The sequence below is a fragment of the Hyphomonas oceanitis SCH89 genome, assembly GCF_000685295.1.
GTDB lineage: Bacteria > Pseudomonadota > Alphaproteobacteria > Caulobacterales > Hyphomonadaceae > Hyphomonas > Hyphomonas oceanitis.
Map to the genome: position 1 here is coordinate 13909 of NZ_ARYL01000024.1, position 13045 is coordinate 26953.

General features: G+C 61.3%; 13 protein-coding genes. 11 read left to right on the plus strand and 2 right to left on the minus strand.

Translation table 11 applies throughout. From position 1 onward, the window contains the following. The first annotated feature begins 46 nt into the window (after positions 1-46). The 10 genes from infB (at position 47) to udk (ending at position 10503) form a co-directional block, all read left to right on the plus strand. Entirely contained in the window at positions 47-2617 is a 2571-nt protein-coding gene (gene infB / locus HOC_RS14400; protein ID WP_035539798.1) for a translation initiation factor IF-2, read from the plus strand. 56 nt (positions 2618-2673) lie between these two features. Then, entirely contained in the window at positions 2674-3156 is a 483-nt protein-coding gene (locus HOC_RS14405; RefSeq protein WP_162174860.1) for a YcxB family protein, read from the plus strand. Beyond that, on the plus strand, positions 3156-3557 hold the full coding sequence (rbfA, locus tag HOC_RS14410; RefSeq protein WP_035539802.1) for a 30S ribosome-binding factor RbfA: 402 nt from the start codon (positions 3156-3158) through the stop codon (positions 3555-3557). The genes HOC_RS14405 and rbfA overlap by 1 nt, the downstream gene beginning before the upstream one ends. Before the next feature lie 94 nt (positions 3558-3651). Further along, complete coding sequence (locus HOC_RS14415; RefSeq protein ID WP_035539805.1) at positions 3652-4311, plus strand: hypothetical protein; 660 nt, start codon at positions 3652-3654, stop codon at positions 4309-4311. Between the two features lie 119 nt (positions 4312-4430). Next, complete coding sequence (gene truB / locus HOC_RS14420; RefSeq protein ID WP_035539807.1) at positions 4431-5393, plus strand: tRNA pseudouridine(55) synthase TruB; 963 nt, start codon at positions 4431-4433, stop codon at positions 5391-5393. A gap of 61 nt (positions 5394-5454) precedes the next feature. Then, positions 5455-5976 (plus strand): hypothetical protein, encoded by a 522-nt coding sequence (locus tag HOC_RS21390; protein ID WP_051624923.1) that lies wholly within the window; start codon positions 5455-5457, stop codon positions 5974-5976. Between the two features lie 249 nt (positions 5977-6225). Continuing rightward, a complete protein-coding gene (rpsO, locus tag HOC_RS14430; protein WP_034736417.1) occupies positions 6226-6495 on the plus strand; it encodes a 30S ribosomal protein S15 in 270 nt (89 codons plus the stop codon). A gap of 72 nt (positions 6496-6567) precedes the next feature. Beyond that, on the plus strand, positions 6568-8697 hold the full coding sequence (pnp, locus tag HOC_RS14435) for a polyribonucleotide nucleotidyltransferase (protein WP_035539809.1): 2130 nt from the start codon (positions 6568-6570) through the stop codon (positions 8695-8697). 159 nt (positions 8698-8856) lie between these two features. Then, the gene (locus HOC_RS14440) at positions 8857-9675 is read left to right on the plus strand and encodes a CAP domain-containing protein (RefSeq protein WP_035539813.1); all 819 of its coding nucleotides are present in this window, start codon (positions 8857-8859) and stop codon (positions 9673-9675) included. 120 nt (positions 9676-9795) lie between these two features. Next, positions 9796-10503, plus strand: a complete 708-nt coding sequence (udk, locus tag HOC_RS14445) for a uridine kinase (protein ID WP_035539815.1) — start codon at positions 9796-9798, stop codon at positions 10501-10503. On the opposite strand, the gene HOC_RS14450 is transcribed toward udk, so the two are convergent. Further along, on the minus strand, positions 10500-11198 hold the full coding sequence (locus HOC_RS14450) for a ZIP family metal transporter (protein WP_035539817.1): 699 nt from the start codon (positions 11196-11198) through the stop codon (positions 10500-10502). The two genes, udk and HOC_RS14450, sit on opposite strands and share 4 nt — an antisense overlap. Positions 11199-11308: 110 nt before the next feature. On the opposite strand from HOC_RS14450, the gene HOC_RS21395 reads away from it, so the two are divergent. Further along, entirely contained in the window at positions 11309-12166 is an 858-nt protein-coding gene (locus tag HOC_RS21395; protein WP_051624924.1) for a CAP domain-containing protein, read from the plus strand. A gap of 3 nt (positions 12167-12169) precedes the next feature. Here the strand turns inward: HOC_RS21395 and HOC_RS14460 are convergent, their stop codons facing one another. Beyond that, positions 12170-12985 carry an enoyl-ACP reductase FabI gene (locus tag HOC_RS14460; protein WP_035539819.1) on the minus strand — a complete coding sequence of 272 codons (816 nt, stop codon included), beginning with the start codon at positions 12983-12985 and terminating at the stop codon, positions 12170-12172. Positions 12986-13045 lie beyond the last annotated feature (60 nt).

Here is a 13045-nt window from a genome sequence, read left to right on the forward strand (position 1 = left end):
CCGGGACGCATGGGCGCTTCGGTTCAAATTGTGATATGTAGGACGTATGAGCGAAACGAACGATACAGGTAATAATCAGGGTGGCCGCAAGCCGCTCACCGTGGCCCGCAAATCTGCTGGTACGGTGAAGCAAAGCTTTAGTCATGGTCGCTCGAAGCAGGTTGTGGTTGAGACCAAGAAGCGCCGGGCGGTTGGCCCAGGCGGCTCAGGCCCCACCCCTTCAGATAACGCACCCGCCAAGAAAACAGACACGCTTGAAGCGCGCCTGATCGCTACGGCGAAAAAGCTGGGCATCACAGTCGAGGAACTGAAGACGCGCCAGAAGGTTCTTATGGCGCGCAAGGCTGAAGAAGCCAACCGCGCCAAGGAAAACATCCAGGTCGAAGCGGCCCAGGATCGCCTCCGCACCGAACAGGAGCGCAAGGCTACTGAAGCGCGTGAGCGCGAAGAAGCCGAAGCCCGTCGTAAAGCTGAAGAAGAAGCGCGCAAGGCTGAGGAAGCCGCTGCCGCCGCAGCAGCTGACGCACCTGTGACAGCCGACGCCAAGCCAGCCCGCGGCCGTTCCAAACAGGATGCTGCCGCTGACGCGTCCGTTCCGGAACCGACGGCAGAAGAAGCCGCTAGTCGTGGCAAACGTGGGAAGGGCAAGGACGATCGCAACGACCGTTCGCGCGATGCTGCCGCCCGCACAGTCCGCGACAGTGGCGAACGCCGCCGTGGCAAGCTCACTATTTCCTCTGCGCTCGGCGACGACGCTGACCGCCAACGCTCACTTGCTTCGCTCAAGCGGGCCCGTGATCGCGAACGCGAACGCCGTTTCGGCGGTGGCGAACAGCGCGAGAAAGTCTCCGTCGAAGTCACACTGCCGGAAACCATCACCCTGCAGGATCTCGCAGGCCGCATGAACGAGCGCGTCGCCGACGTCGTCAAATTCATGATCAACCAGGGCGAAATGCTGCGCGGCAATGACATCATCGATGCCGACACGGCGGAACTGATTGCCGAAGAATTTGGCCACACGGTCAAGCGCGTTGCCGAATCCGATGTTGAAATCGGCCTTGAGGGCGAAGCCGATGATCCGGCCTTGATGAAGCCACGCCCACCGATCGTCACGATCATGGGCCATGTCGACCACGGCAAGACATCCCTTCTGGATGCCCTGCGCTCTACCGACGTTGTGGCAGGCGAAGCCGGCGGCATTACGCAACATATCGGCGCCTACCAGGTTCAGCTGAAGTCCGGGCAGAAGATCACCTTCCTCGACACGCCGGGCCACTCTGCCTTTACCGCCATGCGCGCACGCGGCGCCAATGCGACTGACATTGCCATCCTTGTCGTCGCCGCTGACGACTCGGTCATGCCGCAGACGATTGAGTCCATCAATCACGCCAAGGCCGCCGGCGTTCCGCTCATCATCGCCGTCAACAAGATCGACCTGCACGATGCGCAGCCGGAAAAGGTCCTTACCGACCTCCTGCAGCATGACATCCAGGTTGAATCCATGGGTGGCTCGACGCAGGCTGTTCAAGTGTCCGCCAAGTCGCGCATCGGTCTCGATGAGCTGACTGACGCGATTACACTTCAGGCAGAACTGCTCGAACTCGCTGCCAACCCTGACCGCGCCGCTGATGGTGTCGTGATCGAAAGCCAGCTCGACAAGGGCCGCGGCCCTGTTGCAACCATACTGGTCAATCGCGGCACGCTGAAACGCGGTGATATCGTCGTGGCCGGCGCCCAATGGGGCAAGGTTCGCGCCATTACGGACGAACGCGGCCAGCAACTCGCTGATGCCGGCCCGTCGCTGCCCGTTGAAGTGCTTGGCCTTGATGGCGCCCCGGATCCGGGCGAACCCTTCGTTGTGGTCGATACCGAAGCCCGCGCCCGCGAAATCACGGAATACCGTGTCCGCAACAAGCGTCAGGTCTCCGGTAAGGCAGGCGCCGCCGCGCGTGCTTCGCTCGACCAGCTGCTCAGCCGCCTCAAGGACGGCACGGTGGAAACCTCGGAACTCCCTGTCGTCGTCAAAGGCGATGTTCAGGGCTCCGTCGAAGCCATCTCCATGTCGCTCGACAAGATCTCGACCGAAGAAGTCCGCGCCCGCGTCATCCACGGCGCTGTCGGCGGTATCTCCGAAAGCGACGTCCTGCTCGCCCGCTCGTCGAATGCGCCGATCTTTGCGTTCAACGTCCGCGCCAACAAGCAGGCCCGTGACCTGGCCGAAAAAGAAGGCGTCGAAATCCGGTATTATTCGGTGATCTACGACCTGATCGACGACGTGAAATCCACGCTGTCCGGCATGCTGGCGCCGGAGAAGCGCGAAACCTTCCTCGGCTACGCCGACATTCTCGAAGTCTTCAACATCACGAAGACCGGCAAGGTTGCTGGTTGCCGCATCTCCGAGGGCAAGGTCGTCCGCGGTTGCGGCGTCCGCCTCCTGCGCGACGATGTCGTGATCCACGAAGGCAAGCTGAAAACGCTCAAGCGCTTCAAGGATGAAGTGAACGAAGTTTCCAGCGGCATGGAATGCGGCATGGCCTTCGAACGCTATGAAGACATCCGCGTCGGCGACAAGATCGAGTGCTTCCAGGTTGAGGAAATCGCAAGGACGCTCGCCTAAAGACAGGCAGTATGACAAAGCCGCTGCGCATATCCGGCCTCCTCCGGGAGAAAGATGTGAGACGCCTTACCCGTCTCACGCGCGGCGGCTCGGTCGGCCCCACGGCCGTCTATTATGCCGGGGTTACCGCGCCGGTCATTTCGGCCAGCATGTCTGTCATGGTACGCGAAGCCATGCGCATGGCCGGGCTGTCGGAATACTGGCAATGGTTCATTGCGGCGCTTGTGGCGGCATTTGCCGGGATCAGCTGGTATCTCATCTTCATCCGCTGGTCCTACCGGCACAAATTCGGACGGGGCACTGAAATGACGCTTGAAACGGCCATTTCACTTGATGACGCAGCCATTCTTGTAAAGCGCGGCGGTATCGAAACCCGGATAGATTGGGCCTGTGTTGAAGCAGTCCGCACATCGCGCAGTCATGTATCTGTGCTTATTAACGGTGCGGATGCGCTGATCATTCCGGACGCATGGTTCGGCAAGGACAAGGCGTCCCGCGCCGCATTCACCACACGCCTGCAGGAAAAGGCTCCTAATTGATGGCTCGTAAACCCGCCTCCGCCGGCATGCCCTCCCAGCGCCAGCTCCGCGCCGGCGAGATCATCCGTCACGCCCTCGCTGACATCCTCACGCGGGAAGACCTTCGCGATCCCGATCTCGCCAGTGTCATCATCACCGTGGGCGAGGTGCGCTGCTCACCCGACCTGCGCCACGCCAATATCTTCGTCACGCCGCTGGGCGATGACACACAGGAAGGCCGCGACAAGCTCGCCGAGGCCCTCACCCGGGCGGCCGCCTTCCTGCGCGGCAAACTGGGCCGCGAGATCGACATGAAGTTCACGCCACAGCTGCACTTCATCGCCGACAAATCCTATGACGAAGCCACGCATATTGACCGTCTTCTGGCCGATCCGCGCGTCAAACGCGATCTCGAAGACTGAGCTTCGCCTCACAGGCGTCTTATCCGCATTGTCATTTGACATCCCGGCCATCTGTTGAGACCGTTAATGGACTTGTGACAGGGGGACGGGCCTCATGGACCGCCAGACACTCGATATGGAAGGCGCCCGCCACGGCGAAATATCGGCGGCATCGCTACAGTTGGGCGATGACACGATCGCCATTCGCCGCATCGCCACCATGTGTGTCGAATCCATGGAATTTGCGCCGTGGGACATGCCCCGTAACCGCCAGAGCCAGCGCCTGCACGCCACGCTTTGCGTCGCCAATCTCTTCTTTGCGCTGGCTGCGCTCGCCTGGTGGGGCCTGATGCCCAACAAGCCCTCCAGCACGGTCGCCCTGTTCATCGCTGGCGTGCTTCTGCTGCTTGGCATCTTCCTCGGCATTCGCGCTGCCATGATCGCCGCGAAAATTCGCAGGCGCGAACCCTATTACCGCCTTACCATCGGCACATCCGATGCCCGGCAGATTCCCATTGTCGACGACAATCGCGACGTGCTCATCAAGATCCGCGACATTGTCCGCCACAAGATGGATACGGGCGACACTGAAACCGTCGGTGAATTCGACCTCAACCTCGATATTGTCGACCTGAAACTTCCGAAGGCGGCCCAGCCCGCGGCAAGGTCCCCTGCCCGGCCTGAACTGGCGCCTGGATCAGACGACCCGGAAATCCTGTTCGATGCCGATGAGGAAGAGGCGGTAGCCGCCGCCCAGCTCAAGAGCGCATCCTGAACCTCTGCGGTTGACGCCAGCCGCCGCCCGGCCTAAGGCCGCGCCTTCATTTTGAATATGCCCGCAAGAGACGGATCGTCGGCGTTCGAACCGCCACGGGTCCGCAGGAGACAAAAAATTTGGCCCGTCAAAGAAAACGCAAGGGTGATCCGGTCAGCGGATGGCTCAACCTCTTCAAACCCGTTGAAATGACATCCACGCAAGCGGTCGCCATCCTGAAACGCCTCTACAATGCCGAGAAAGTCGGTCATGGCGGCACGCTGGACCCGCTGGCCGATGGCATCCTGCCGATTGCCTTTGGCGAGGCCACCAAGACGGTCCAGTGGGCGATGGATTCCGAGAAGGAATATGTCTTCACCATCCGCTGGGGCGTCTCCACCGCCAGCCAGGACGCCGAAGGCGAAATCACGGCCACATCCGACGCCCGCCCCACCCGCGAAGCCGTCGAGGCGGTGCTCGCCAATTATCTCGGCCTCATCGAACAGGTCCCGCCCAAATTCTCCGCAATCAAGGTCGACGGGCAGCGCGCCTATGATCTTGCCCGTGAAGGCGAGGATTTCGAGCTGAAATCCCGCGAAGTCATGGTCCATTCGGCCAAGGTGATCGGCATGCCGGATGCCGACCATACGGTTGTGCACGTTACCTCGGGAAAGGGCTTCTATGTCCGCGCGATGGCCCGGGACCTTGCCTTCGATCTTGAGTGCGAAGGCTATATCAGCCAGCTGCGCCGTACGCGCGTCGGCGCCTTCTCGGCGCCGGACGCCATTTCGGTTGAGGCCCTTCAGGGCATGACTGAAAAGGCAGACCTGCTCGCCGCGCTGAAGCCTCTGCAATCGGTCCTCACCGGCATTCCCGATCTGGCCGTCAGCCCGGGCGATGCTGCCAGCCTGCGCCAGGGCCGCACGATCATGCTGATGCCGCACATTCTCGAGGCCTGGCGCGATGCCCGCAATCCGGCCGACGAGGAAGACCGGGTCGCGCTCGCCACCTGCAACGGAACAGCCGTCGCCCTGGGCGATGTGCGCGCAGGCCATTTCGAACCCGTCCGCGTTTTCAATATTCGCGAGACCCAAAGCGCCTGATCGCGGAACGAGTCAGCACCCTGGCGATTGATGTCCCGACACTCTTGAAAGGAGTAAAAGGATGAACCGTATCGCCATCTGCACACTCGCGCTCCTCGCTGCCGCCTGCCAGCCACCTGAAACCGAAGTGCCCGTCCCGGAGCCGGCCACGATGGCAGAGCCGGGCGCCGTTGCACCGGAACAGACCAATCCTGCCCCTGAGGCGCCGGTCACCGCGTCCACACCCGAAAGCGTCCTGCAAACCTGGGCCAGCGCGCTTGAAGCGGGCGATTGGTCCACAGCGCGGGCCCAATGGGGAGACGAAGGGGCCCAGAGTGGCCTCTCGGAGGCCGAATTCGCGGCCGCCTATCAGCAGTACAAGTCCATCCATATCGAATACACGGACGCCCAGGCCGAGGGCGCAGCCGGCTCGCTCTACTATGAGCCGGAAGTCACCATGACGGGTGAGATGACGGATGGGCAGCCCTTCCGCATGGTCGGCCCGGTCACGATTAAACGGGTCAACGACGTGCCTGGCGCCACGGAAGAGCAGCTGCGCTGGCATATCGCTTCCAGCGATCTGAAACCACATCCACTCGAATAGGGATTTGGACAGCCTGACGCCCTCAAAACGCACAGCGCCAGACGACCGGCCATATCACCCCGCCCCCTTCCCAAACGGGCCTAAATCCGTCATAAGCCGCCCCTTGAGGCGAATATCGCCCTGAATCCCTTGCTGGACGACATCCCGGCTGCGGACACCAGGCCCCGAATTCTCTCAAAACCCCGCGTCCATGAGGCCGCAATACACTGCAAACATTCGCCTTTTGGCGATTTTATAGAAAGAGACCCGATGTCGATTACGGCAGAAAAAAAGCAGGAACTGATCAAGAAATTCGCCATCAAGGATGGTGATACAGGTTCCCCGGAAGTTCAGGTCGCGATCCTTACGGAACGCATCAACAACCTGACCGACCACTTCAAGACCAATAAAAAAGACAACCACTCCCGCCGCGGCTTGCTGACCATGGTCGCCACGCGCCGGAAGCTCCTTGACTATGTCAAAGGCAAAGATGAAGCGCGTTACACGACGCTCATCACGGAACTCGGCATCCGCCGCTAGGTCCGAAAAACAAGCCCGCCGGGCAATAGGGCCGCGGCGGGCTTTTCGTATGTGAAAAGAAAGACAATCGAAATGTTCAACAAACAATCCGTGTCGCTGGAATGGGCGGGACGCACGCTGACAATTGAAACGGGCCAAGTGGCACGTCAGGCAGACGGCGCCGTCATGGTAACCTACGGGGATACCCAGGTTCTCGCGACCGCATGCTTCGCCAAGTCGGCCAAGCCAGGCCAGGACTTCTTCCCCCTGACCGTCAACTATATGGAAAAATACTACGCATCGGGCCGCATCCCAGGTGGCTTCTTCAAACGTGAAGGCCGCCCGACGGACAAAGAGACGCTGACATCGCGCCTGATCGACCGCCCGATCCGCCCGCTTTTCGTCAAAGGCTTCAAGAACGAAGTCCAGGTCGTCCTCACCTGCATGTCCTATGACCTCGAGAACGATGCCGACATCCTCGGCATGATCGGCGCTTCGGCTGCCCTCGTCCTGTCCGGCGCCCCATTCATGGGCCCGATCGGCGCGGCACGCGTTGGCTATATCGATGGCGAGTACGTCATCAACCCAACCATCGCCGAACTCGAAGACTCCGACCTTGATCTCGTTGTCGCCGGCACCGCCGACGCAGTGATGATGGTTGAATCGGAAGCCTATGAGCTTTCCGAAGATGTCATGCTCGGCGCTGTCATGGCCGGTCACGAATCCATGCAGCCCATCATCGACGCGATCATCAATCTCGCCGAAAAAGCTGCCAAGGAACCCTTCGACTTCGAACCGGACGACAACTCCGCTGCCCTCGAAGCCATCCAGAAACTGGTCGGCAAGGACCTGTCGGCTGCTTACTCGATCACTGACAAGCTTGAGCGTCAGGCTGCTGTGGGCGCTGCCCGCGACAAGGCCAAAGCGGCCCTCGTCGGCACCGAAGAAGCACCCGGCGAGATGACCGGCGATGCCTTCAAGGCCTCGTTCAAGGAAGCTGAAGCTTCGGTCGTCCGTGGTGACATCATCAAGACCGGCAAGCGTATCGACGGCCGTGCCCTTGATCAGGTCCGCTCGATCGAAGCCATTGCCGGCTTCCTGCCACGCACGCACGGCTCCTCGCTGTTCACCCGCGGTGAAACGCAGGCGATCTGCGTCGCAACGCTCGGCACCAGCGATGATGAGCAATTCATCGACGGTCTCGACGGTACGTCCAAGTCCAAGTTCATGCTGCACTACAACTTCCCGCCCTATTCGGTCGGTGAGACAGGCCGCATGGGTGGCGCTGGTCGCCGCGAAATCGGTCACGGCAAACTCGCATGGCGCGCGCTTCAGGCTGTCCTGCCTGACCACGCCGAGTTCCCGTACACGATCCGCCTCGTCTCCGAGATCACCGAGTCCAATGGCTCGTCCTCGATGGCAACGGTTTGCGGTTGCTCGCTTGCCATGATGGATGCCGGCGTGCCGGTCACCCGTCCTGTCTCGGGTATCGCCATGGGCCTGATCAAGGAACCAAACGGCGTGGCCGTCCTCTCCGACATTCTTGGCGATGAAGACCACCTCGGCGACATGGACTTCAAGGTTGCCGGTACCGAAAAAGGTCTGACGTCCCTGCAAATGGACATCAAGATCGCCGGTATCACGAAAGACATCATGAAAACGGCGCTCGAGCAGGCAAAGGGTGGGCGCATGCACATCCTCGCCGAGATGGCGAAAGCCCTCGACACGTCGCGCGACAGCCTGTCGGAAAACGCACCTCAGATGGAAATCATGAAAGTGCCAACCGACAAGATCCGTGACGTTATCGGTTCCGGCGGCAAGGTCATCCGTGGCATCGTCGAAGAATCCGGCGCCAAGGTGAATATCGACGACGACGGCACAGTGCAGATCTCTGCGCTCGACCGCCCGGCGATCGAAAAGGCCATGAAGATGATCAAGGAAATCACCGCAGAAGCCGAAGTCGGCGAAATCTATCAGGGCACCGTGGTTGGCCTGAAAGACTTCGGTATCTTCGTGAACTTCTTCGGCCCGAAGGACGGTCTCGTGCACGTTTCGCAAATGGCGAAAGAGCGCATCGGCCATCCGAAGGAACTGGTCAAAGAAGGCGACAAGGTCTGGGTCAAGCTCATGGGCTTTGACGATCGCGGCAAGGTTCGCCTGTCGATGAAAGTTGTCGATCAAGCGACCGGCAAGCAGTTCGAAGGCGCCGAAGGCGAAGAATAGACTTACAGTTTCTTGTAAGCAGCAGATCAGGGCCGCCCTTCGGGGTGGCCCTTTTTCTTTGCGTCAGTGTCCAATCCGGCCTGCCGCAAATACTACATCTTTCTGTACCCGGATGAATTTTCATTGACACGGAAGTGTCATGAAACTAATGTGACACTTATGTTACAGTCACATTACAAATATATGTCAGTGTCGGCGCTAGCCTTTGCGGCGCTCGCATTTCCCGCGTCGGCCGTGTCGACCTGCGAACTCGCAGACGGCCTGCCGCTCGATCCCGTGGCCTACAATCAGGAAGTCGCGGCCTGCTACAGCACGCCGACAAGCATCGCCAAGGATGCCAGGCTCGAGAAATCGCTCATTCAGGCAACGGATGCCGTCCGGGCTGCAAACAATGAGCCCGCCCTCATTCCCCTTGCCTCACTCGAAGAAGCCGCGCGCATCCACGCGATGGACATGGCCGCCCGCAATTATGCCGGCCACATGGACAAGGAAGGCCGTGGCCATCTGGAGCGCGTCCGCATGCTGGACCGTTCAGTGCTGATTGGCGCAGCAGGTGCCAACATTGCTATCCTCGAAGGCGAAGGGGATGCTGATGCGGTGTTCAAAGCGCTACGGGCAGACCCGGTCAATGCGAGCAACATGACGCGCGATGCCTTCACCCATACAGGCATCGGCATCGCCAAAGCCAATGGCCGCACTTACATCGTCCAGCTCTTCGCGCGCGTCGATGGCCACCTTGAATCTCCCCTACCCGTTCAAGTCTCGGGCCCGGCAGATATCAAGGCGACATTTGACGAGAAAGGCGTGCAACCCGTCGGCTGGCGCCTGACCACACCCGAAGGCGAAACCGTTGCGCGCGGCTATGGCGCCAACATGACCGGCACGCTAGCGCCCGGCCAGCAGGCCTATGTCACCTTCGACATGGCCCGCAACACGCAGGAATACGCCCTGCGCGGCCCGCTTGTCGTCGGCCGGTAGACACGCATCTATCGTGCGTCCCCCGCCCGGCCCTGCACAGGGGCCGGGCTTTTCATTTCTGCACAGCTGAACAGACCGGAACTATTGGAAAATGCCCCGGTTTGGCGCTAAGCAGCCCTCATGACCAAACGCAAATCCGCCTTCCTCATCGCCATGTCCGGCGGCTCCGGCTCTGGCAAGTCAACGCTCGCCGAAGCGCTGCTCGAACACCTCGGCCCAGGCCAGGCTGTCATGTTCGGGGAAGACGCCTACTACCACCCTATGCGCCACTATGGTGACTATACGACGGAGGAAGAGCGACAGGCCATCATCGCCGGCGTCAACTATGACGACCCGATCTCCAAGGAAGTCGACCACCTTGTCCGCGACCTTAAAGCCCTCAAATCCGGCCACGGCGTTGACCAACCGATCTATGATTACGAGCGCCACGACCGTAGTGAAAAGACCCGCCGTATCGAGCCGGCGCCAATCCTGCTGCTCGAAGGCATCCATGCCCTCTCCATGCCCAAGATCCGCTCCCAGATCGACCTTTCCGTCTATGTCGACACGCCCGACGACCTGCGCCTCGCCCGCCGCATCCGGCGCGACGTGATCGATCGCGGCCGCGACGTCGATAATGTGCTTGAGCAATACATGTCCACTGTCCGCGCCGCGCATTATCGCTGGACCCATCCGGCCAAGTTCGAGGCCGATCTCGTCATCGCTGACGAGGGCCTGCCCGCCTATGGCAATGTCCGTCCGAATGCCGAGGCGATTGAGCGCATGGTTGCGCCCGTGCTCGAGCGCCTGCGCTCGCTCGGCGTCCTCGCTGACAGGGCGAAACTCTAGCCAATCTCGCTGAGCACAAGCGCCAGGATGAAACCCAGCGCTGTTGCAATGCCCGCCATATGGGAATCCTCTTTATAGGCCTGCGGGAACACTTCGGTCGCCAGTGAAGCAATCACGGCGCCGGCTGCCAGGCAGCGGATCCCCGCCAGCAAATGCGGGCTTGCCCCTTCAAGCAGGAGGTTGCCGAGAACAGCCGCCGCTGACAGCAGGGCCGCCGCAGCGAGCCACATCATCAGCGCCTTCGTTTTCGATGTGCCGTTCTCTGCCATCTCCTTTGCTCCACCCGCAGCCTCGGGCAAGTTCGACAGCAGAATTGATCCGGCAAGGGCCGCGACAGCCATGGGCTCCGCGCCAATCAGCGCAACGCCCAGCGCAAGGTTCTCCGGCACGCCATCCAGCGTGATCGCCGCCAGCAGGCCGCCGCCACTATCGCTATTCCATTTTTCATCGATCAGGTAATCGACGCCCGTGAACACGGCCGCGCCCACAGCAGTCATCAGCATGGAGAGCCAGAGGGTGGAAGTCTCAATCGACGGTTCAATCAGCTCTGTCACGACAGAAAGGATCAGCGCGCCGCCCGCAAGCGCCACGAGAAAGCCCTCCAATGGCTTGGGCAGTTTGCCGTAGAGACCCCATGCCGCGCCGGCGACCAAGGCCCCGGACACAACCGCCACCACAATCACCATCATCAACATGCCACACCTCCCATCCGTCTTATCCTTCCGGGTAAACCGGCCTCAAAGGGGAATGTTCCGGCTGCACAAAAAGCTGGGCCACGCCCTTGGGCGCCGCTAGGCTTTCGTGCATGAGGCGAACCCTGTCCAAATGGCTGGCACTCGCAGGCGCCGGCATTCTCATGGCCAGCGCCGCACAGGCCTGCGACCTGCGCCTTGGCGCGCGTGGCCAGAGCACAGCCGACTATGTGGAGACGGTGCGCCCGTGCCTTGCGCAACTGCCTCCCGGCTACAGGTTTGACTTGAAAATGGAGGCTGGCTTCCTGACGCGCATAAACGAAGCGCGCGCTGCCCATGACCTCCCGCCCCTACAGCTACGCCGGGAACTGCTCGCCCCGGCCCGCTTCCAGAGCCTGGACATGGCCGCCAATCATTTCTTCGATCATATCGGGCCCGATGGGCGCACTCCGGGTGACCGGCTGACGGCGCTCGACCGGCGCGCGCTCCTGCAGCGCTCAGCCGAAAACCTCGCCATGCTCGAAATCGTCAAGGGCCGTTACAATTTCGCGAAAAGCCTGCCGCAGCTTCACGCGAACCTGATGAACAGCCCCAGCCACCGCGCCAATATCCTGAATCCGGACTTCACACATGTCGCCATTGGCGTCCTCGTCACCAGGCAAGGCGTCTGGGCCACGCAGGTCTTTGCAGGCCTTTCCGGTACGCTCAGCGAAGACGTGCCGCTGCGCATGGCGGCGGGCCAGAGCCTCACCGCAGAGCCCTCGCTCAATGACTGGACCTTCCGCCACTTCGAAGCCGAAACACCGGGCCATGCCTACACGCCCTTCCGGCAAACCCCGCGCGGCGCCATTGTCCCCGACGGCCTCAAGGGCGACGTAGACCTCGCCGCCTTCAGCATCCAGATGGGCGAAAAGAAAGGCATGATCTATTCAATCCGGCTGGCAGGACCATCCGTCACGATCGTGAACTGAGGCCTATTCCTCCGGCACATCCGGCACGCCGACGACGTGGAAACCAGCGTCGACATGGATGACTTCGCCAGCAATCGAGCGGCCGAGCGGTGAGAGCAGGTAGAGCGCGCAGCCGGCGACGCCTTCCATGCTCGTGTCTTCCTTCAGCAGCGACCAGTCGCGGCCCGTGCCCATCAGGCTCTTGCCGCCCTTGATGCCCGCCAGCGACAGCGTGCGCATGGCGCCTGCCGAGATCGCGTTGACGCGGATGCCTTGCGGCCCGAGATCGCGCGCCGCATAGCGCGTCGAGGCCTCAAGCGCCGCCTTGGCGACACCCATGACGTTATAGGACGGAACGGTTCGTTCTGCGCCGAGATAGGTCATGCACATGATCGATCCGCCATCCGGCATCAGCTCGGCGCCGCGCCGCGCGCAGTCGATGAAGGAATAGACCGAGATATCCATCGCGCGGCGAAAGCCTTCGCGCGTCGTGTTGGCCACCATAGAGCCCTGCAGCTCGTCCTTGCCGGCAAAGGCAATCGAATGGACGAGAAAGTCGATCTTGCCCCACTTGGCTTTGATCTCGGCGAACGCGGCGTCCATGCTCGCATCATCGGTCACGTCAGCCGGGATCATCATGTCCATGCCGATGCTCTCGACGAGCGGGCGCACACGGCGCTCCAGCGTCTCGCCCTGATACGTGAAGGCAATCTCGGCGCCTTGGGCAGCCAGCTGTTTGGAAATGCCCCAGGCAATCGAGTTCTGGTTGGCGACGCCCATGACGATGCCGCGCTTGCCCTTCATCAGGTCACCGGACGGCAGGTTCCATTCTTCGGCCATGCGGGCCTCCTCATTGGCTGTTTTTCTGCCCAAGGGGCTAGGCGGACACGGTCAAACCGT

Excerpts from the sequence above, each read along its gene's own strand:
- HOC_RS21395 (WP_051624924.1), top strand. The coding sequence starts at position 11,309 with ATGAGGCGAACCCTGTCCAAATGGCTGGCACTCGCAGGCGCCGGCATT.
- HOC_RS21390 (WP_051624923.1), top strand. The coding sequence starts at position 5,455 with ATGAACCGTATCGCCATCTGCACACTCGCGCTCCTCGCTGCCGCCTGC.
- rbfA (WP_035539802.1), top strand. The coding sequence starts at position 3,156 with ATGGCTCGTAAACCCGCCTCCGCCGGCATGCCCTCCCAGCGCCAGCTC.
- udk (WP_035539815.1), top strand. The coding sequence starts at position 9,796 with ATGACCAAACGCAAATCCGCCTTCCTCATCGCCATGTCCGGCGGCTCC.
- HOC_RS14460 (WP_035539819.1), bottom strand. The coding sequence starts at position 12,985 with ATGGCCGAAGAATGGAACCTGCCGTCCGGTGACCTGATGAAGGGCAAG.
- infB (WP_035539798.1), top strand. The coding sequence starts at position 47 with ATGAGCGAAACGAACGATACAGGTAATAATCAGGGTGGCCGCAAGCCG.
- HOC_RS14440 (WP_035539813.1), top strand. The coding sequence starts at position 8,857 with ATGTTACAGTCACATTACAAATATATGTCAGTGTCGGCGCTAGCCTTT.
- pnp (WP_035539809.1), top strand. The coding sequence starts at position 6,568 with ATGTTCAACAAACAATCCGTGTCGCTGGAATGGGCGGGACGCACGCTG.
- HOC_RS14450 (WP_035539817.1), bottom strand. The coding sequence starts at position 11,198 with ATGTTGATGATGGTGATTGTGGTGGCGGTTGTGTCCGGGGCCTTGGTC.
- HOC_RS14415 (WP_035539805.1), top strand. The coding sequence starts at position 3,652 with ATGGACCGCCAGACACTCGATATGGAAGGCGCCCGCCACGGCGAAATA.
- rpsO (WP_034736417.1), top strand. The coding sequence starts at position 6,226 with ATGTCGATTACGGCAGAAAAAAAGCAGGAACTGATCAAGAAATTCGCC.